The organism is Streptococcus suis (assembly GCF_024509555.1).
GTDB classification, from domain to species: Bacteria; Bacillota; Bacilli; order Lactobacillales; family Streptococcaceae; genus Streptococcus; species Streptococcus suis_AD.
Window position 1 is genome coordinate 40,878 of sequence record NZ_JAMWEL010000007.1, and the last position, 22,088, is coordinate 62,965.

Here is a 22,088-nt window from a genome sequence, read left to right on the forward strand (position 1 = left end):
ATATATCGTCATTTGAATTACTTTGGTGCATTGTCACTTTCGCTTTGCCGTACTTTAGTAAAACCTGCACCTCAGTTCCGTGTTTGAAAGCTAATTCTTTCAACCATAATTACCTCTATCTTACCACAACTGGTTAACAGACACCAAGTAGAAAAATCCAATTTTCAAACCGTAGGAATGAAGAAAATGCATGTAGCCATTTTCTAGCCACATACATTTCTTGATACATATTAAATACAAGCTATAGGCAAACTTACGCACTATCTCTCTATTGTATCCTTTATCCTTATTTCTTAACCAATGTCTTACGGATATCCAGTGCCACAGCTACGACGATAACGATACCTTGGATAACGTTGGTCATATCTGGAGTTACACCCAAGTAGGTCAAGCAGACTTTGAGCAATTCAAAGACAAAGACCCCTAGGAGAATACCTGGAACAGTACCCTGACCACCGGCAGTTGATACACCACCGATTGTAGCCGAAGCAATGGCATCCAACTCATAACCCATACCAGCACCAGCACCAGCTGAACCTGTCTTAGCAGAAAGTAGGAAACCTGCTAGACCATAAAGCAAGCCTGCGAGTAGGAAAATCTTGATTTTAGACAAGCGAACATTGACACCAGAAACTTCTGCGGCATTTTCATTACCACCGATTGCATACATGTACTTACCATAGCGGGTTTTGTTGTAAAGAACCCACATGGCCAGACCAACTAGGGCTGCTATGATAGTGATATAAGGAATGAAACCAAACAACTTACCTTGACCAATAGCTACAAATTCATCCTTAAAGGTACCGATTGGTTTGGATTGGGAATAAATCAAGACAAAACCATAGGTCATAATCTGGGTTCCCAAGGTCGCCAAGAATGGTGGCACGCTGAGGAAAGAAATGATAGCACCATTGAGCAAGCCGAGTAGGGCACCGACAGCTAGGGCTGCCAAAAGTGGTACGAAAATCGGCATGTCAGGTAGGTCTGGGAAGAATTTTTGGGCAAAGTCAGGACGTTGCACCAAGGTTGCTGTGATAATGGCTGTCAAGCCCACAATCCGACCAGCTGATAGGTCAGTACCACGAATAATCAAGCAACCTGATACCCCCAGAGCAATGATAAAGCGGACAGAGGTGTTGGCCATAATGTTGGCCGCATTCCCAAGGGTAAAGAAATTATCCTGGGTCAGTCCAGTATATAAAATCATAGCTGCAACTACGATATACATGGAGTTCTTGGTTAGGAACTCTCCTAGATGAAAGTTTTGATCAGCTCTTGTCGCTAGTTTAGGCATTGTCATCTCCTCCTTGATTGCCAGTCATAAATTTGGTAGCTAGCTTCATGACAGATTCCTGAGTCGCTTCTTCCTTATCCAAGAAACCAGAAATCCGTCCTTCACACATGACCATAATTCGATCTGAAACGCCCAACAATTCAGACATTTCAGATGTAATCATGATAATGGATTTGCCTTCCGCAGCTAGATTGTTAATGATTTGATAAATCTCATACTTGGCCCCAACGTCAATCCCTCGAGTTGGTTCATCCAAGATGAGAATGTCTGGATCATTAGCCAACCAGCGGGCAAGAATCACCTTCTGCTGGTTTCCTCCTGAAAGACTTTCGATATGAGTTTTGGTGGTCGGTGTTTTCACGCGCAGACGTTCCACATTGTGGTCCACCACTTTTTTGATTTTCTGATCATCTAAGAGGCCAAAGGCACCTAGATATTGATTTAAAGAGGCCACCGAGGCATTATCTGACACAGACAGAACCCCAAAGATACCATTATAGCGCCGATCTTCTGTCACGAGGGCAATCTTATTGGCAATGGCTGCCGCAGGATTTTTGATTTTAACTTCCTTGCCCTTGATGAAAATCTTCCCTTGTTTTAAGGCACGAATACCATAAAGAGCCTCCATCAATTCTGTCCGTTGGGCACCAACCAAGCCACCGATTCCAAGAACCTCGCCTTTTTTCAATTCAAAGCTAGCCTGTTTAAAGGAAAGATGGTTGGGCGATGTCATGCCTTCCAAACGAAGAACAATTTCCTCTTCAACCTTGTTGGTTTTCTCTGGGAAGAGACTGGTCAATTCCCGGCCCACCATGGCTTGAATGATTTTTGCAGTTGTCATCTCCGCTGCTGGCCAGGTACCAACATACTGACCATCACGCATGACGGTGATGTCATCTGAAATCCGAAGAATCTCGTCCATCTTATGGGAGATATAGATGATACCAATATTTTTTGCCTTTAATTGAGCAATGATTTCAAATAATTTTTCCACTTCTGAGCTGGTCAGTGAGGAGGTTGGTTCATCCATGATCACCACCTTAGCATTGTGGGAAATGGCCTTGGCAATCTCTACTGATTGCATCTGCGACACAGTCAAGGCATCCAGCAAGGTGCGCGGATCTACATAAAGACCCACCTCTTCCAAGAGAACCTTAGTATCCTGATTCATCTTGGCGTGATCCACCAGATTAAACTTCCCAAGGGGATAATTCCCCAGAAAGACATTTTCAGCAATGGTCATCATGCGAATAGGTTGAAGCTCCTGATGGATCATGGAAACACCTGCATCAATTGCCTCCTTGGAATCTTTGAAGTCTACTTCCTTGCCATCAAAGATAATAGTCCCTTGGTCCCGATGGTAAATTCCAAACAAACACTTCATGAGGGTGGATTTCCCAGCTCCATTCTCTCCCATCAGAGCATGAACGGTTCCTGGACGCAGTTTAAAGGTTACATCGTCCAAAGCCTTAACACCTGGAAATGTCTTGGTAATATGTTTCATTTCTAAAATATATTCACTCATTCTCCCAGCTCTCTTTCCAAAAAAATAAGTTCTCACTATACGTACAATCACCATTTTTCAAGGGAATCATAGATAGTGAGAACGCACTCATCGTTTTTCAAAATGGATTACTCATTCGTCAGCTGAAGAGGGCTTCATTTGACTACATAGAATGACTACTCTTTTTCACGTTCTGCGTAACGTTTTTTGATTTCTTCGATTGTTTCTTTTTTAGCTTCTGCTTCTTTCAATTCTGAGTCAGATTCTTTTGTAACTTTTACATAGTCAACCCAGTAGTAAGGAGAAACTTCTTTACCTTCCATCAACTCAACTGCAACGTTTGCTGCTGTATGAGATTGGTTGAAGTGGTCATTCAATACTGTACCAGTCAATTCACCTTTGGCAAGAAGTTCCATAGCATCTGGAATAGCGTCTACACCAACAACCAAAATGTCTTTACCAACTGTACGACCTGCAGCCTTGATTGCTGTTACCGCACCAACTGCCATACCGTCGTTGTTTGCAAAAACAACTTCGAGTTTGTCACCAAATTGTTCCAAAGCAGCCGCGGTTACTTCTTGACCTTTAGCTGTATCCCAGTTTGCAAGGTAAGGCTCAGCCAAGGCTTCACGTTTGATACCTGCGGCGTCAAGAGCTTTTACTGAGTATGTTGTGCGTTGTTGAGCATCAACGTTTGCTGGGTCACCAAAGAGGGTAATGTATTGTACTTTACCGTCGCCATTGATATCACCCTTGCTTTCAGTTGCAGCGATGATTTCACCTTGGAAGGTACCTGATTGGGTAGCATCTGCACCAACGTAAGTTGTTTTACCAGGCCAGATTTCCAATTCAGCAACTTCTGGTTCACGGTTGATGAAAACAACTGGGATATCTGCTGATTTAGCTGAGTTGATGATGGAACCTGCAGCTGTTGGGTCAACTAGGTTTGCAAGGATAACATCTTTACCTTGTGCAATAAAGGTATTGATTTGCTCTGTTTGGGTAGCTTGGTCTTGCTTACCGTCTTGGATATCCAAAACATACTTGTTGCCTGTTTTCTCACTTAATTGTTTGAAATAGGCATCTAACTCTTCACGATAGAGGGTCATGAAGTTGTCATCAAATTTGTAAATAGCAACACCGACTTCGTAAGTTTTTCCTGATCCTGAGTCAGAACCGCTGCTAGAATTTTCCGTCGCTTTTCCACAAGCTACCAGAAACAAACCTACAAAAGCAATTGCTAAAAACTTCAGTACTCTTTTCATTCCTTTTTCCTTTCTATTTTGAGCAGTAATCAATAGAGTAACCATGATGTAAACGTTTTCTTTTTATATTGTTATATTAACATTTAAATATACTCTTGTCAATGTATTTTTGAAAAGTTAGTCTATTTAATTTTTCTGAAAATAGGACATCCGAGGAAAAACAGGCCGAAAAAAACATAAATGAAACCTATTCGCTTAGATATCAATCCCTTATTCCTATAATTCTGTCAGCAAGACCTGATCTAGTATCTCCTGGAACTGCTTAGACTGAACCTCTGGGAAATAGTTGAGACAGTTGGCAGTCGCAAAGGCTGCTGCCTCTTTCAAAAAGATTTCTGGGGCTTGCCCTTGGCTGATACCTTTAACTAGCAAGCCCAGGTAAAAATCTCCTGCCGCAATAGGATTGCGTGTTTCTTTTTTAGGCGACTGGATACGGAAGAAACGCTGGCCAATCTTAGCCAAACTTCCCTTTCCACCCATGGTAATGATGATATTCTCATGCGGTGTGACTTCTTTTAGTATCCGCAAAATATCCTCCGGACTTTCCTCATCCAGCTCTGGATAGATGTCCTTGAGCTCTTCATTATTGATTTTGATCAGGGCTGGGCGAGCTTGATAAGCAGCTTGTAAGGCTGGTCCACTGGTATCCACAATGGTCAAGACCTCTGGGTATTTTTCAATAAATCGCTGAATATAATCATCCGGCATGCCCTTCATGAGACTGCCTGAAAAGACTAGGATATCGCCAGCCTGTAGGTTCTTTTCAATCTGTTGGGTGAATTGATTGAGCAGATTCTCTGTCAGTTCAAATCCTTTTTCATAGAAGAGAACGACATCGCCTGTGCTGGTTTCTACGTAAATATTGCAGGTTCTTGTGTTCTGGTCATTTTCAACGACCTGCAGTTGATTTCCCTTTTGGACATTGAGGTCTTGAATGTAGCGACCGATCTGTCCACCTAAAATGGTATGGATTGTGTAGTCTGTCACTCCATTTTCTCGAAGGGCATAGGCTACGTTGAAACTCTTGCCACCTGGATAATCTCTGACTTCCGTCGGACGTAGGGGAATGTTCTTTTCAATCTTCTCCACAAGAAGCGTACGGTCTAGGGCTGGATTGGGACAAATCAAGTGAATCATAGGGAACTCCTTTTTTCTTTTGTACATATTATTATACTATATAAACTGAAAATAAAAAAGATAATTCCACGATGGGAACTATCTTTCCTACATTTTTATGAGGCAAAAACCGAAATACGTTCTTGCTGGTAGCCACCTTTTTCGGCAATATCTACTAAGGCCACAGCATAGTCTACATAACTAATATAGCTTTCACCTTGGGCATTGACCTGGAAAACCTCGCCAGCAAGGGTATAAGCACCTGCTTTTTGACCTTCTGCATCAAAATCAGCGGCTGGGCTGATATAGGTCCAGTTGACCGCTGTCGCCTGACGGTAGATGTCAAGACCTGCGCCCATAGCCTCTGCGACTGGTAGGTAGTCCGCTGGGAAGTCTGGAGCATCCTTGAGCATGCTTGTCTGGCTATCATCAAGATAAAGGCTGCCTGCACCACCGACAATCAAGAGGCGAGTAGAGGTGCCTGCAAGCAAGTCTGTCAAATGGCTTGCTAGACGGCTGTGATCTGGTAGCGTTTCTGGTGTCCAAGCACCAAAGGCGTTGACAACCACATCAAAGCCCGCCAAGTCTTCCTTGCTAAGTGCAAAAGCATCTTTTTGGATCACTTCTTGGGCTGCGCTCTTGTTTTCAGAGCGGACAATGGCTGTCACCTGATGACCACGTTCTACCGCTTCTTTGGCAATGACTTGACCTGCTTGACCGTTTGCTGCAATAATGGCGATTTTCATATTGTTTACCTCACTTGCTGTTGTAATGTCTTTGTTTACAATACTTAGTCTATACTATATTCGTTGTAATGTCAAAGATTACAACTTAAAAGTTTAAAAAAATCATCACGAGGATGATTGTATACCTATAATTCTGCCAATAAATCAGCAATGGTCGTTTGTTCCAACTCTCTTTCCAGAGCCGACTGGGCATTTTCCAAACGGCTATCTAGCAGGGGATGAATATTGCGGCCGACCTGACAGGCTGGATTGGGTTGTTCATGAAAACCAAAAAGTTTCCCCTTTTCTCCAAATAACTCTACAGCCTGATAAATATGAAGGAGGGTAATTTTGTCTGGATCTTGGGCCAAACGTGCGCCACCTACACCACGCGCCACCTGAACCAAACCAGCCTCTTTCAACTGAGACAGAATATTGCGGATGATGACTGGATTGACACCTACACTGCCTGCAATGCTAGTACTGGTCTGTTTTTCCTTTTCTCCCTCCAAGGCTAGCAAGACCAAGATATGACTAGCAATGGTAAATCTACTCGAAATTTGCAATTTTACTTTCTCCTTCCATAAAATTGGTAACTGTCACTCCTAACAAGCGAACACCTTTCTCAGCCTGTCCAACTTCTTCAAAAAGCTGACGAATTTCTTTCTCTATAACTTGAGCTTGATTGGTCGCCTCTCCCAAACTATGTCGCTTGGTCAGGGTCGAAAAATCTCCATAGCGGATTTTCAGAACAATGGTTCGCCCTTGTTTCTCATTGCGCTCCAAGCTGGCAGCCACCCGTTGACAGAGGCTGACTAGCTCCTTCAAGACATCTTCATCACGATAGAGGAGCTTGCGGTAGGTCCTTTCCTTACCGATAGACTTGCGCACCCGATTGGTTTTCACGGGACTATTTGAAATGCCTCTAGCCTTCCGATACAAATCATAACCAAAGCGCCCAAAGCGATCGATCAAGACCATTTCTGGCACGTCTAGCAAATCCTTGCCTGTGTAAACTCCCATATCATGTAGGCGCTCGACCGTTTTCTTGCCGACACCATGGAATTTTTCAACAGGCAGAGAAGCCAATACTTCAATCGCATCCTCAGGCAAAATTAGGGTCAGGCCATGCGGTTTTTCCATATCCGAGGCGATCTTGGCTAGAAATTTATTATAAGAAACACCAGCAGAAGCAGTCAAATGCAGTTCATTCCAAATGTCGTATTGGATGAGTTTGGCAATTTTAACTGCCGAACTTAAACCCAGCTTGTTTTCTGTCACATCTAGATAGGCCTCATCAATGGACATGGGCTCTACTAGGTTCGTATAGCGGTGAAAAATCTCCCTAACCTGTCGCCCCACTTCCTGGTATTTTTCATAATTTCCAGAGATGAAGACGGCTTGCGGACAGCGTTCATAGGCCTCCTTGGAGGACATGGCCGAATGAATGCCAAAGGCACGCGCCTCGTAGCTACAGGTAGACACAACTCCTCGACCGCCAGACAGTCGCGGATCTGCCCCGATAACAACTGGCTTGCCTTTCAAAGCAGGATTGTCCCTGACCTCTATAGCAGCAAAAAACGCATCCATGTCAACATGAATAATTTTTCGAGATAAATCATTGATTAGAGGAAAAATTAACATAGATACTCCTTTCTGCTCCTTACTACTAGACATATTATAGCCTATCTAACAAATTTTTTCATAAAGCGAACATTGACGGGCAAGTAGTACTCAATGAAAATCAAAATCAGACTAGGCGACGCAGATGTAGATAGAGCACCACTACTTCGCATTTTTAGATAGTAGAATTTTCAAATGTATAAACTTAGACGTGTCCTCTTTCTAATTCCATTTTGCTATAAGTTTGCGAAAAGCTTCGATAAACAATACAAAAGAGGCAGGTCCGATACCTACCTCTAATGTATTTGGAGAACAAGCTATGTTATTCTGAAATGACTACTCAAATCGTCTTCTTCGAGCCGCCATAGCCATTAGACCTACCAAACCAGCTGCTAGGAGAAGACCTTGTTCAGTTTCTTCACCTGTTTGCGGTAAAGTAGCTGAAGTAGCTTTTGCTGGTTTTGGACTAGCAGCTTCTTTCGCCAAGCTTGCAGGATCAATACTTGGAAGAGCAGCTGCTGTAGGAGCATAGTTAGGAACTAAGCCTCCATCGAAAGCAGGTAATGGTTCTGCTTTAACACTATCACCTTTTGCAATCACAAGCGGTGGCAATTCCCCTAACGGAAGAGGATCTGCTTTGGTACTTTCTCCTTTTGCAGTGACGATATCCTCATCTTGTTTGACTGGCTCATCAACTGGCTTCTCACCTGAGCCTGGGTTTGCTGGCTCATCAACTGGTTGCTCAACTGTACCTGGATTTTCAGGTTCTTCAGCTGGTTTTTCATCTGTGCCTGGATTTTCAGGTTCTTCAGCTGGTTTTTCATCTGTGCCTGGGTTTGCTGGTTCTTCAGCTGGTTTCTCACCTGTGCCTGGGTTTGCTGGTTCTTCAGCTGGTTTCTCACCTGTGCCTGGCTTAGGTGTCTCAGGTGCTGGTTGAGTAGTGTGGCTTGCTAGCCAATCATTCAACATCTGAGTAGCATCGTCTACCAACTCTTGACTAGTTGACTCTAGGGTTGCCAAAGCATTTTCAAGTAATTCCGTTAGAACTGCTAAATCCTCTGCTGAATATGCTGCTTGGTCTAAAGCCTCTGCTTTAGCAATTGCTGCCTCAAGATTTGCTGTATTAACAGCTGTCTCTGTCGGCTTATCAACTGGTGTTTCTCCAGTATCTGGTGTTGGAGTTTCTGTTGTATTCCCTGGATTTGCAGGCGTTTCGGTAGTAGTACCTGTCGTATTGCCTGGATTTGCAGGTGTTTCTGTAGCATTCAAGCGAGCAACTGTAGCATCTAAGATATTTGCTGTCAAAAGATTTGCAGCTTCGACAGAAGCCATAAAGTCTTCTACTTCTTTGACAAGAGCTGTCTTACCTGCTGAACGTGCGGCCGCAAGGGCTGCTTCATAAGGTGCCTTATCAAGGGTGGCTTCTTCCTGAACAGGTGTCAAGAAACGGAATTCAGCAGCAGACATAAATTGATCTGCAGTATCACCGTATGAGGCGGTACCTGTAATCACAATCTTCTTAGCCTTAATTGTCTTACCGAAATCAATTGTCTTAGTAGCACTTGTTGCTGCCCAATCCGCACCAGTAAAGGTATGTTCCACGTTTTGATCATCAGTAATCACCAATGTCAATGCTTTCAAGATACCGTTGCGGCCTGATTGTCTTGGCACATATTCAAAACGTTGAATGTCAACTGGTCTACGAAGGTTAACTGTCACTGGCTCATTAATATGACGGCCATTCCATGGTGTGTGCCAGATAGTAGACGGATTGCCGTCAAAGGCTTTAGCTATTTCTTCACCTTCTTGAGCGTTAGCCTGAGCCAAGCCAATATCTTCATTTGTAATTGCTGTTTTCTTCACTTGAAGATTTTGACGGGCTGTATTGGCAGTAGCAATCAAGGTACGAGCGTCTTCGATACTAATATCCTCAGGAGCTGCAGACACTGCTAACAAAGCTTCTTTGTATGGTGCCAAACTTGCTTGAGTATAGTTTTCATTCAAGACAGGAGTATTCAAGTTATAGTAATCCGTTGTCAACAAGTGACCAGTCAAGGTAACTTCTTCGATCACCAGATTATCCAGCATAAAGTCATTGTAGCCTCGGAAGTTGGCGTTTCCACTAGTATCTCCCTTGGTATCACCACCACGGCGAGTTGAGAAGATACCAACCCAAGTATTGCCAGACTCTGCACCTGTAACTAAGAAGCTTGCTTTCTTAGCCTTGTCACTATCTTCCCATGAATTGTTCAATGGATTCAGCGTTAGGCTACCAGCATCATTGTTATAACGTCCTTCACCGATAGCAAAGGCATAAGTTCCATTAGAACCTGCTTCATAATCAAAGCTTACACGATAGGCCTTGCCAGCTTCAAAGCGGAAGTTTTGTGGAATAGTTTGGTAAACAATACTATTGCGAGCTGTCAGACCATTTGTCTTGAGTGACCAAGTGCCTTCAATGACATCGTCCACTTTCTTACCATTCCAGCCACGTTGAGTGTATGGAGCATGTTTTTCTGCAAGGTGAGTACGGTTGTCCTCAACTCGTTCAATACCACCGATAACAAATGGGAAAATACCTTGCGGAACATTCTCAAAGTTTTGCTTGAAGGTACCTGCAGTTGTATTGTGACCACCTGCGAACATGGTTGAGTCATTTTCAAAGACACGAATTTCATCAAAATAGGTTGCTGCAGCATCTGCATCGCGAGATAGGGTCAAGCGTACATTATCCACATTGTCTCCAGTTGTGAAGAATACATACATGTTTTGGAAGTAACTTGTATCCTCAACCGTTGCGTTTTGTGGCAATGTATTATGAGCATAGGCTTTTACATAGTTAAGAGCAATAGACTCATTTGTATAGTTTGTAACTTCTGAACTGCCTGTATTGACTGTAATGCTAGCTTTTGCTGTACTGCGGTTGTCTACCCCTACATAAGCTGCATAGCTGGTATTTGGTTTCAGACCAGTCAATTTTTGACTGAGACTAACTTTGGATGTATTACCTTGGATACGGAGCATATCGTTGGCACCTTGGGATTTGACCAAAGTAGCCTTGCTAGTATCACCATCAATTGTCCAATGGTCTAGCTTACCTGAGTTAAAGCCTTGGTCATAGATATGCATGCCGTCGCTCCAGGACATCTCTGGATTTGTCTGAGGAGATTTATAAAGAACATACGGCACATTTGCATCAGCTTGAATGGTAATTTGACCATTTGTTACTGCCAATTCTTGAACATCTGTCTTACCAAGCTCAGTAAGTTTGTAGAGGTAAACCTTGTTACCAGTCCAATCTGAAGGTAGGGTCCAGGTTGTAGCACCTGCAGCAGTGTTGAAGTAATACATCTTATGATCTTTGGCTTCAAGATCCTGACCATTGGCATCCCAGTTCCATGGAACTAAGTAGGCACTACCATCTTGGATTGTACGACCATTCAAGGTTACTGTACGTTGGCGATAGCCTTCATTGCTCACATCATTTGACTTACGTCTGAGCAAGAGTTTGTTACCATCTTCATCTTCTAGACCAATTTCCATTTCAGGTGTCCATCTGTAGGTTTCACCATGGTCTGTCATGGTAACTGGTGTACCGTTCTTCCAGCTTGTTACCTTAAAGTGCTGGATATACTTGGTCATGAGGTTATTAGCAAAGAGGTTTGTGATATAGCCATTGTAATCGCTACGACCTTGCCAACCCTCAAAGTCTTTCATATTGTAACCACCGAGAAGTGGATAGTTGGCCGCACCACCATAAGCCGGGTAATCACCAACCCAAGAGTCTTTTTGGTGGTTGCGAATAAAGCGAACAATGTTACTGTTAATACCTTTTAGACGGTATCCACCATAAGTCAAGTCTGCTGCCCAGTGTTGGAAGGTCGAGTCATACTCACCTGCATAGCCCCATTCAAAGGCATTTCTCCAACCCTGCATATTGATTTCCTTAGAAAGAATATGGGTTTCCCAAGCATTTTCGCCACCAGACTGGCCGTTACCCCATACATCGACATAGATAAAGTCTAAGCCGTCGCCCAATTCTTTCTTCAAATCTTCCCAACGTTTCAGACGGTTGTGAGCCAAATCATAGTGACCACTGATATTGATACCTTGGTCAATCCAGTTCCAGCCATAAACATACTCGCCATTTGCGTGACGACGAAGAATTTCTTCAGAGAAGTATTTAGATTCTGGATAGGTTTCAGATGCGTTAACGTGAATACCTAATTTTGCACCATATGGTTGCGATTTTTCAATCAAAGTCTTGAAGTCTTCTGTGCCACCGATACGTTTACCAATATCTGCATAGTTCAAGTGACCAGAGTCATGACCTTCACTACCATACCCTTTAAGAAGAACACTTTGACCTAGACCATCTGTATGAAGAGCAATCTTCTTAATACCATCCAAGGTCATCAAGAATGGGTTTTGCGCTTGTGAGCCAAAGTTCATGGCAATACGGTAAGCTACCAATTCTGGTACGTATTCATGCCCTTTTGGATTGTTCATAATTTGACGGTAAGCAATCGCACCATCTTGCCAGTCTACCACATTGTCTTCGTTAGCATCTTTTGTAAAGACAACCTTAGCACTTGGTAATTCCAAGGTGTAGGCTGGATATACAACACTGTTATGTGCCTTTTGCCACTGCCAAGGTGAGCTTGCAATACCGTAGTGGACACCTGTTTCACCATTTAGACTGTACCGTTCGCTGTTTGCAGTCAGACGAGTAAAGTCATCTGCACCACCTGTACCGTGTTGTGAATTGCTCCATACCGCAGCAGCTAGCTTATCAGTAGAAACAAATCCATACATAAATCCTGCACTAGAGCTTGGTGTATTGTCTTGCACATCTACGTGACGATCACCTGTTTGGTGAGTATTGGTAGACATACGTGCACCGTCAAACTTAGCACCAGCCTGTGTGCTAGCTACCGATACTAAGTTATTATTGGCAAAGGAGATACTTTGTACCAATTTAGCGACATCATCAATGGTCTGACCAGGAGTTACTTGGTTACGGTTGTTTACTTCTGTCACATCAAAGTGCAACTCATTTCCAGCAACCTCTACCTTAACCTTGATAGCGACATTTAGTTTCTTAGCTTCATCAACAACATCTAGAACATACTCTGCAACTCTGTCACTTACCTTATTGAAAGTAACTGTTGGTGTAACTTCGTAATCATTGATTCTGAGGGTACGGATTGGATTGACTTGACCATAAACCTTTTCACCCTGCATCGTATATTCTTTGATACGTGGGAAGGCACGGTCAATCTTAGCAGTAAGAACATCTGAAGCAAGGGTCTCGTAGGAAACATTGCTATCATTTAGTACAATTGCATCTTCTGCTGTTGTCTCAACTGGTTTGACACCGTCTTGGTTGTCTGCAACCACGTTAACCTTGGTTAGTTGTTGACCATAGGTTCCCAATTTCAAGGCAATGCGCTTGTCATTTGCCAAGGCTTGACGAACTTCTGTTCCGACTGTATAGGTATCAAATAAGTTCTGACCATTGACAGTCGCATTTAATTGTCCGTCTGACTTATAAGAAATCTCTAGGCGGTTGGTGCTTCCCTTAGTTGGTGCTTGAACACTGCGATTGCTGAGGTAATTGCCTTGACCATTTACCTTGTATTCCCAGAACCATCCACCGTTATCATAGCCGACAAAGATATGGTTGCGTTCATCTCTGTGTTTCAAATAGACACCAAAACGACCATGACCTGCTTCTGAATTTTCCACAAAGGTTACTGCAAGGTTGGCGTTGTCCGAAGCATCTACTGTCAAGCCTTCTTTAACAAACAAGGCTGCATTCTCAGAATTGTTATTAGATGTAGTAGAAGCAAGGGCATTATAGCGAACACCATTTACTTCTACAACATCAACTGTCCCTTGAACAGTCGATGCTGGACGCCAGTCTGGACCAATGGTTGTAGGAGCTGTATTTTCAGTTGCTACTGGAGTTGGTGTAGTTGGAGCAGTAGGAGTTGTTGGTGTCCCTGTACCTGTTGTAGCAGGAGTTGTTGGCTGGCTAGCTGTTTCTGAAACTCCCTCTTGGTTTTTAGCAACAATATCTACCACTGTACGATCAGTATTACGGCTAGTAACTTTTAATTTAGCTGATAAGGTATTCTTTAAATCATTCCAAGCTGCTTCGGGAATTTGCTGAGCCGCAAACAATTCCTGTGCCTCGGTCATGGAATCTGAAAGAATGGATGCCGAAATCTCACCAGTAGGTGTTAAATTGACACTTAAATCATAGAGAACATTTCTTTCAGGAGCTGGTACCCGTTGACCTTGATACCACGTGCTTCCGCTTGGAGACTTGTACTCCCAGAACCAACCATCTTTATCATAACCAACTAAGACATGCTTATTCTGATCAGTATGGTTCAGATAGACACCAAAGCGAGCCTGTGCTGGTTCAGAGCGTTCTACAAATGACAATGATACCTCCGCACTGCCATCTGCATTCATCTTCAAGTCAGGATTTTCAAATGTTCCGATATTTGTCGAATTGTCCTGACCATCAACTGAAGACAAGCGGTTGTAACGAATTCCTTCTTCTTCAACGACCTCAACTGTACCAGCCGGTGTAGAAGTTGGCGTCCATTCCGCAGCGACTTCTTGAGATTCTGACTGGGCAAAATTCATTTCCGTCCGCGCAGCTTCTATTTCAGAACCAACTACCTCGTCTGTTTGGGAGCTATCTTGATCCACAACTCCTTCATTTGTATTGCTAACATCGTTGTTTTCTATCGTCTCAACAGGAGTATCGGCAAGTGCTGTTCCCTCTGCCAATACTGTTCCACCTGAAAATAGAGAAATTCCTACGATAACTGACGCCGCACCTACTGTCAATTTTCTAATTGAATATCTATTCTTCTTAGAAAATAATTCCTTAGAGTAAGCTCTCATCGTCTGCCTCCTTTTATCTTTTGTTATTAATATAATATACACATACATTCTACATGATAACGCTTTCTTTGTCAATATATCAATCCATTATGTTTGACCATTGTTGAATATTTTAATATAATAATGTTCAGAAAGATAGATAACTGGATGAATGGATACTATTTCCATCTACTTGGAAAAAATTCCAATTTATTTTTCAGTGTTTTGTCTTGAAGAAAGTGCTTACATATGATATACTAAAATATGTGAAAAACAAAACTATCTAAAAGGAGAACCCTCATGTCAACAAAAGTGAAAACAAAAAATGTTACTGAAGACATTTTCGCTCAAGCCTGGGAAGGCTTTAAAGGTGTAGACTGGCAAGAAAAAGCTAGCGTAACACGTTTCGTTCAAGCTAACTACACTCCATATGATGGAGATGAAAGCTTCCTTGCAGGTCCAACTGAGCGTTCACTTCATATCAAAAAAATCATTGAAGAAACAAAAGCTGGTTACGAGGACACTCGTTTCCCAATGGACGTAGATCGTGCTACCTCTATTGCTGACATCCCAGCAGGTTTCATTGATAAAGAGAACGAACTCATCTTTGGTATCCAAAACGATGAGCTCTTCAAACTTAACTTCATGCCACGTGGTGGTATCCGTATGGCTGAAACAACGCTTATCGAAAACGGCTATACTCCAGACCCACTTATCCATGAAATCTATACAAAACACGCTACAACTGTAAACGACGGTATCTTCCGTGCCTACACAGCTGACATCCGCCGTGCTCGCCACTCACACCACGTTTCTGGTCTTCCAGATGCTTATTCACGTGGCCGTATCATCGGTATGTATGCTCGTTTGGCCCTTTACGGAGCTGACTACTTGATGGAAGAAAAAGTAGCTGACTGGAATGCCATCACTGAAATCGATGAAGAGTCAATCCGTCTTCGCGAAGAAATCAACATGCAGTACCAAGCTCTTCAACAAGTTGTTCGCTTGGGTGACTTGTACGGTGTTGATGTTCGCAAACCTGCGATGAACACAAAAGAAGCAATCCAATGGACCAACATCGCCTTCATGGCAGTCTGCCGTGTTATCAACGGTGCAGCAACTTCTCTTGGTCGTGTGCCAATCGTTCTTGACATCTACGCAGAACGTGACTTGGCTCGTGGTACATTTACTGAATCAGAAATCCAAGAATTTGTTGATGACTTCGTATTGAAACTTCGTACAGTGAAATTTGCTCGTACAAAAGCCTTCGACGAAATCTACTCTGGTGACCCTACTTTCCTTACAACATCTATGGCAGGTATGGGTAACGATGGTCGTCACCGTGTTACGAAGATGGACTACCGTTTCTTGAACACACTTGACAACATCGGTAACTCTCCAGAGCCAAACTTGACAGTTCTTTGGTCTGACCAACTTCCATACGCTTTCCGTCGCTACTGTATGGCAATGAGCCACAAACACTCTTCTATCCAATACGAAGGTGTAACAACAATGGCCAAAGACGGTTATGGTGAAATGTCATGTATCTCTTGCTGTGTGTCTCCACTTGACCCAGAAAGCGAAGACAAACGCCACAACATCCAGTACTTCGGTGCGCGTGTTAACGTTTTGAAAGCCCTTCTTTCAAGCTGGAACAACGGTTACGATGATGTTCACAAAGACTATAAAGTATTTGACGGCGTTGAACCAAACACTTCTGAAGTCTTTGACTACGACCAAGTTATCGCAAACTTTGAAAAAGCCCTTGACTGGTTGACAGACACTTACGTTGATGCCATGAACATCATCCACTTCATGACAGACAAGTACAACTACGAAGCTGTTCAAATGGCCTTCTTGCCAACTCACCTCCGTGCAAACATGGGCTTCGGTATCTGTGGTTTCGCAAACACTGTTGACTCATTGTCAGCTATCAAGTATGCACAAGTGAAACCAATCCGTGACGAAGATGGCTTCATCTACGATTACGAAGTAACGGGTGACTTCCCACGTTACGGTGAGGACGATGACCGTGTAGATGACATTGCAAAATGGCTCATGGAAGCATTCTATACTCGTCTTGCTAACAAGAAACTTTACAAGAATGCAGAAGCTGCTGTATCTATCTTGACTATCACATCAAACGTTGCCTACTCTAAACAAACTGGTAACTCACCTGTACACCGTGGTGTATTCCTCAACGAAGATGGCTCTGTCAACACTTCTAAAGTAGAATTCTTCCCACCAGGTGCTAACCCAACTTCTAAATCTCGTGGTGGTTGGTTGCAAAACTTGAACACCCTTTCTAAACTCAACTTCAACCATGCCAACGACGGTATCTCATTGACAACTCAGGTTTCTCCAAAAGCTCTTGGTAAGACCTTCGATGAGCAAGTCACTAACTTGGTGACTATCCTTGACGGATACTTCGAGCAAGGTGGTCAGCACGTGAACTTGAACGTTATGGACTTGAACGACGTTTACGAGAAAATCATGGCTGGTGAGGATGTTATCGTTCGTATCTCTGGATACTGCGTAAACACTAAATACCTCACTAAAGAGCAAAAAACTGAATTGACACAACGTGTCTTCCACGAAGTTCTTTCAATGGATGACCACGCTGCTGAAGTTTCAGGTCAAGCTTAATCAAACAAAGACAAAAGGACTTGCACATGCAGGTCCTTTTTGTTGTATCAAAACTATCCTCCCATAAATTGCGGAAGGATAGGGAGAGAACGGAAGGGTGTATAGAGGATTTTCGGAAGGATACAGAACCAGTTCAAAAAAAACTCAGATTAGTAGTGAATACTTTCTCCCGTCGGAGATTTCCTCACTACTAATCTTAGTATGTTATTGTTTCATAGAATCTCTCCTTTACCTCTCTTTCACTCTATCACGCTAAAATCTCAAGCAAATTGAAAACTGATGACAATTTGATGTCAAGAATGTAAAAAAGGAAAACAGTCACAAGTCGTTTCCCTTCATTTCCTTCTTCATTTTTCCAAAAACTCCGCCAGTTTGGCAAAGGTCTTGTGATTGCGAATGGTTAGGCTCTTGTAAAAAACTTGATTGGCCAGCTTTTTATGATAGGCCGTCTGCAAATAAGACTGCTCATCATATTTACCCCAGAAGAGAGCCGTCTGCCCAAAGTAAATAATCTCCTCTCCTAAATCCAGCTGGCTCACCCAGTCCTCAATCAGAGTCTTCTGACTCCTATCTGTATAGAACAAGACATCCTTTCTCGCCAATTCTTCTTGCCACCAAGCTGGGAGCTGATCGATTTCTGCTTGATAATCTTGGGCGTCTAGTAGAGCAAATTGCTCCACAAAGGGGTATCTTTCTGTGAAAAAAGTTTGAAATTCAGCAACAATGTCCCCTCTATTCTTGGTTGAATCAAAGAAAAGATTACCGCTATTAATGTAGGTTTCTACTTGGTCGTAGCCTAAATCAAGGACCTGTTGACGTAACTCCGCCATCACGATTTTGTTACGACCACCAACATTGATTCCTCTCAGTAGAAGAACATATCTCATTCCACCTCTTCCTCCAAAACCTGACGAATCAGAGCCATGACCTGGTTTCTATCCAGCTTCCACTGGGCACGGACGTCCTTTTCAAAAGTTCGATTCGACAGGAAAATAGCGGCCTTTTGCAAGGGGCGATTGTACATGATAAAGGTCCCTGTATAGCCCGTATGGGACAACCAGTCCCCCTTTTTATCCCAGGCCAGCGACCGCTTACGCTTGTCATCAAAGCCGTAGTCCTGGGTCAAATCCGCCGCAAAGTCCGCTGTCAGATAGCGCTCCAAAAAGATTTCCAAATCTCTGACCGTCGAAAAGAGACCCGCACTCCCCGCGTGCATCCCCAAGACACGCGCCTTAGGATCATGCACTACTCCTGCCTCGACACCACGCATCGTCGGTACCGCCTGACTAACTGGTCCATAAGAGGTTTGGGACATGCCGAAGGGCTCTAGAACATCTCGTCTAATTAACTGATCCAGATTAGCTCCACCCAGTTCCTCCAGCAAAAAGCCCAGCAGAAGAAAATTGATATCTGTATAGAGAAAATCTTTTTTATCCGTCACCCTAATCTTCAAAATCGCTTCTTTTAATTGATCCGCATCCAGACTATCCCGATTGGGAATAAAAGGATCAATGCCGCTAGTATGGGTCAATAATTGTCGGATGGTCACTTGACTATTCTGAAAAGCTGGATAATAAGACTGCAAGGTCCTATCTAGCTCCAAAGCTCCGCTATTAACCAAAAAAGTCGCAAGAGTGCCTACTCCAACCACCTTTGATACTGAGGCCAAGTCATAGGTCAAACCCGCCTCAACTGGCGTATGGCCATCCTGGGTCCCTAGATAGTACTCTTGCCATCGCCCCTTAGAAAAAAGAGCCAGACTGGCACCAGGATAGACTCCCTGCTCAATCTGCTCTGAAATCTTGTCTAAAATTGCTTGTCTCATTTTTCAAACCACAATTCAATGCCGCTTGGGTCAACCGTTTGGATAAAGCTTTCTTTCTTATCTTTAAAGAAGGGACCTTCCAAATGACTTTCCAAGTTTGCCCAGTCAAAATCCTGCTCAATAGGAAAACGCAAGCTATCCAAATCCCAAACCTGTTCTGCTGGAGTGACTAAATCCTCCCCTTCTGCCCCTACAAAACGCAAAAAGGCCTGGTTAGGGAGAATAGCCTCATAAAAATCTTGACTGATACTTGCTTGAGAGGTATTGATCCAGACAGACTCCACCACAAAAGCAGTCAAACCTGAAAAATCAGCTTGACCAGTAAAATGCACGGGCGGAAGAATTGCTGTCAAATCCTCAACAGCTTGTTCAGCATGAAGTAAGAAGGTATCTCCCTCTGGAGAGAGAGCCTCAAAACCAAAACCATTTTTCCCTTTGTATAGCTTGGTAAAAACAGTTCCTCGAGCTAGCAAGGCCTCAATTTCACTGGCCTGCTCTACCTTAATAACAAGTTTATTTAATTTTTTAAGTCCCTTAACAGCCCGAGTGCGATTGCCCGGCGACTCCATCAAAACCATTTTTGTTGCAGAACTGGTTCTATCCCCAAAATCAGCAAATGGTCCATCTTCTAATTGTACTTTCATTCCCAGTTGTTCTTCTAGGAAGGATTGATTGAGCCCGCGATTATTCACTCTTAAAACGGGTACAATCTCATCATTTTTTCTCAACACGATAATTCTTCTTTCTCAATAATACTAGAATATTGTATAAAAAAAAACACTATTTTACAACTAATTATACTGTCATTTTCTACATTAATATCTTCAGGTTTTTATCCAAAAAATCTTAGACAAAGGCCCCCTTATCAGATATAATAGCTATTATAGACTATTATCAGAAAAAAGGGAGAGATTATGCGCTTTAATCAGTTTTCGTTTATTCAAACAGAAGCTTCCACATCATTAAAAGAGATGCAAAACTTGGGGTTTAATCTGCAGACAAGATTTAGTCCCAAAGAAAATTTGGAAATTTTTGTTAGAAAATGCAACTTTTTGAAAGAAAATACTGACCATGCCTTGGCCAATATGATTGCGGATTGGGAGACAGATCTGCTGACCTTCTTCCAGTCTGGCCGTGAGTTGACAGACCTGATTTTCTATCAAGTGGCCTTTCAGTTGCTGGGATTTGTGCCTGGTGTAGATTATACAGATGTGGAAGAATTCCGCAAAACCAGCCATTTCCCCATTGTCTATGGGAACATCGTTGATAACCTCTACCAGCTGCTCAATACCCGCACCAAGTCTGGAAACACCTTGATTGACCAGCTGGTTAGCGACGACCTGATTCCAGAGGACAATCGCTACCACTTCTTCAACGGCAAATCCTTGGCCACTTTTTCAACTAAAAACCTCATTCGTGAGGTAGTCTATGTTGAAACGCCTGTTGATACCGCTGGGACTGGGCAGACAGATATTGTTAAGTTGTCCATTCTCCGTCCGCATTTTGATGGGAAAATCCCTGCGGTGATTACCAACAGTCCTTATCATCAAGGAGTGAATGATGTAGCCAGCGATAAGACCCTGCATAAGATGGAAGGGGAACTGGCTGAAAAACAAGTCGGTACCATTCAGGTCAAGCAGGCCAGCATCACCAAGCTAGACTTGGACCAGCGGGACCTACCTGTCAGCCCTGCCACTGAAAAACTGGGCCACATCACTTCTTACTCCCTCAATGACTACTTCCTCGCTCGCGGCTTTGCCAGCCTCCATGTGTCTGGTGTCGGAACGCTGGGCTCGACGGGCTACATGACATCTGGCGACTACCAACAGGTGGAGGGCTATAAAGCGGTGATTGACTGGCTGAACGGTCGCACCAAGGCCTACACAGACCATACTCGCTCGCTTGAGGTCAAGGCCGATTGGGCCAATGGTAAGGTGGCGACGACAGGACTATCTTATCTCGGTACCATGTCCAATGCCTTGGCAACAACTGGCGTGGACGGATTGGAAGTCGTTATCGCAGAAGCAGGTATTTCCTCTTGGTACGACTACTACCGTGAAAACGGGCTGGTGACCAGCCCTGGCGGCTATCCTGGCGAGGATCTGGACAGCTTGACCGCCTTGACCTACTCCAAGAGTCTGCAAGCAGGGGACTTCCTCCGCAATAAAGCAGCCTACGAAAAAGGACTGGCGGCAGAACGTGTTGCCCTGGACCGCACCAGCGGCGACTATAATCAATACTGGCATGATCGCAATTATCTGCTCCACGCTGACAAGGTCAAGTGCGAGGTGGTCTTTACCCACGGCTCACAGGACTGGAATGTCAAGCCGATTCACGTCTGGAATATGTTTCATGCCCTACCAATCCAGATCAAAAAGCACCTCTTCTTCCACAACGGTGCCCACGTGTATATGAACAATTGGCAGTCCATCGACTTCCGCGAGTCCATGAACGCCCTGCTCAGCCAAAAACTGCTGGGCTACGAGAACGACTACCAACTACCAACGGTTATCTGGCAGGACAACAGCGGTGAGCAAACTTGGACGACCTTGGACACCTTTGGCGGTGAGAAAGAGGCTGTCTTACCACTGGGAACTGGAAACCAGACCATTTCCAATCACTATGCCCAAGAAGATTTTGACCGCTACGGCAAATCCTACCCTGCCTTTCACCAAGACCTCTACGCAGGCAAGGCCAATCAAATCAGCATAGAACTGCCTGTTACGGAGGACCTCCTGCTCAACGGACAGGTCACGCTGAAACTCCGTGTAGCTTCTAGTGTAGCCAAGGGTCTCTTATCTGCTCAGCTATTGGACAAGGGAAGCAAAAAACGCCTAGCCCCAATCCCAACACCCAAAACACGATTAAGTCTGGACAACGGTCGCTACCATGCCCAAGAAAATCTGGTGGAGTTACCTTATGTGGAGATGCCGCAACGCTTGGTGACCAAGGGCTTTATGAACCTGCAGAACCGCACCGACCTAATGACTGTCGAGGAAGTGGTGCCTGGACAGTGGATGAATCTGACCTGGAAGCTACAACCAACCATTTACCAGTTGAAAAAAGGCGATGTGCTGGAGCTGATTCTCTACACGACAGACTTTGAATGCACTATTCGGGACAATGGCGACTGGACTATTTCGATTGATTTGGACCATTCGACCATCCATCTTCCAAGGTAATATGA

13 protein-coding genes are annotated in these 22,088 nt (G+C 43.7%); 2 read left to right on the forward strand and 11 right to left on the reverse strand.

The genetic code is table 11. The annotated features are described in order from the left end of the window. Positions 1-286: 286 nt before the first annotated feature. From NF418_RS04555 to NF418_RS04590, 8 genes are all read right to left on the reverse strand, one after another. A complete protein-coding gene (locus NF418_RS04555; RefSeq protein WP_105145663.1) occupies positions 287-1,300 on the reverse strand; it encodes an ABC transporter permease subunit in 1,014 nt (337 codons plus the stop codon). Next, positions 1,287-2,819 (reverse strand): sugar ABC transporter ATP-binding protein, encoded by a 1,533-nt coding sequence (locus NF418_RS04560; RefSeq protein WP_105109911.1) that lies wholly within the window; start codon positions 2,817-2,819, stop codon positions 1,287-1,289. Before NF418_RS04560 ends, NF418_RS04555 begins: the two co-directional genes overlap by 14 nt. Before the next feature lie 155 nt (positions 2,820-2,974). Then, the gene (locus NF418_RS04565) at positions 2,975-4,063 is read right to left on the reverse strand and encodes a galactose ABC transporter substrate-binding protein (protein ID WP_256778615.1); all 1,089 of its coding nucleotides are present in this window, start codon (positions 4,061-4,063) and stop codon (positions 2,975-2,977) included. Positions 4,064-4,279: 216 nt separating this feature from the next. Continuing rightward, a complete protein-coding gene (locus NF418_RS04570; protein ID WP_256778616.1) occupies positions 4,280-5,200 on the reverse strand; it encodes a 1-phosphofructokinase family hexose kinase in 921 nt (306 codons plus the stop codon). Between the two features lie 95 nt (positions 5,201-5,295). Then, a complete protein-coding gene (locus tag NF418_RS04575; RefSeq protein WP_256778617.1) occupies positions 5,296-5,925 on the reverse strand; it encodes an NAD(P)-dependent oxidoreductase in 630 nt (209 codons plus the stop codon). A gap of 125 nt (positions 5,926-6,050) precedes the next feature. Continuing rightward, on the reverse strand, positions 6,051-6,470 hold the full coding sequence (locus NF418_RS04580) for an Rrf2 family transcriptional regulator (protein ID WP_256778618.1): 420 nt from the start codon (positions 6,468-6,470) through the stop codon (positions 6,051-6,053). Then, on the reverse strand, positions 6,454-7,548 hold the full coding sequence (dinB, locus tag NF418_RS04585; protein WP_256778619.1) for a DNA polymerase IV: 1,095 nt from the start codon (positions 7,546-7,548) through the stop codon (positions 6,454-6,456). The genes NF418_RS04580 and dinB overlap by 17 nt, the downstream gene beginning before the upstream one ends. Before the next feature lie 315 nt (positions 7,549-7,863). Further along, positions 7,864-14,451 (reverse strand): endo-alpha-N-acetylgalactosaminidase family protein, encoded by a 6,588-nt coding sequence (locus NF418_RS04590; protein ID WP_256778620.1) that lies wholly within the window; start codon positions 14,449-14,451, stop codon positions 7,864-7,866. A 279-nt stretch (positions 14,452-14,730) separates the two neighbouring features. Here NF418_RS04590 and pflB point away from each other — a divergent pair, with 279 nt between their 5' ends. Next, a complete protein-coding gene (pflB, locus tag NF418_RS04595; RefSeq protein WP_256778621.1) occupies positions 14,731-17,076 on the forward strand; it encodes a formate C-acetyltransferase in 2,346 nt (781 codons plus the stop codon). A 347-nt stretch (positions 17,077-17,423) separates the two neighbouring features. Here the strand turns inward: pflB and NF418_RS04600 are convergent, their stop codons facing one another. From NF418_RS04600 to NF418_RS04610, 3 genes are read right to left on the reverse strand one after another with little or no spacing between them, the layout of a single operon-like run. Then, positions 17,424-17,963 (reverse strand): DUF1697 domain-containing protein, encoded by a 540-nt coding sequence (locus NF418_RS04600; protein ID WP_172084175.1) that lies wholly within the window; start codon positions 17,961-17,963, stop codon positions 17,424-17,426. After that, on the reverse strand, positions 17,960-18,901 hold the full coding sequence (locus NF418_RS04605) for a serine hydrolase domain-containing protein (protein WP_256778622.1): 942 nt from the start codon (positions 18,899-18,901) through the stop codon (positions 17,960-17,962). Before NF418_RS04605 ends, NF418_RS04600 begins: the two co-directional genes overlap by 4 nt. After that, complete coding sequence (locus NF418_RS04610; protein WP_256778623.1) at positions 18,898-19,632, reverse strand: CppA family protein; 735 nt, start codon at positions 19,630-19,632, stop codon at positions 18,898-18,900. The genes NF418_RS04605 and NF418_RS04610 overlap by 4 nt, the downstream gene beginning before the upstream one ends. A 183-nt stretch (positions 19,633-19,815) precedes the next feature. Between NF418_RS04610 and NF418_RS04615 the strand changes: the two genes are divergently transcribed. Then, positions 19,816-22,083 carry a Xaa-Pro dipeptidyl-peptidase gene (locus NF418_RS04615; protein WP_256778624.1) on the forward strand — a complete coding sequence of 756 codons (2,268 nt, stop codon included), beginning with the start codon at positions 19,816-19,818 and terminating at the stop codon, positions 22,081-22,083. The last annotated feature ends 5 nt before the right edge of the window (positions 22,084-22,088 follow it).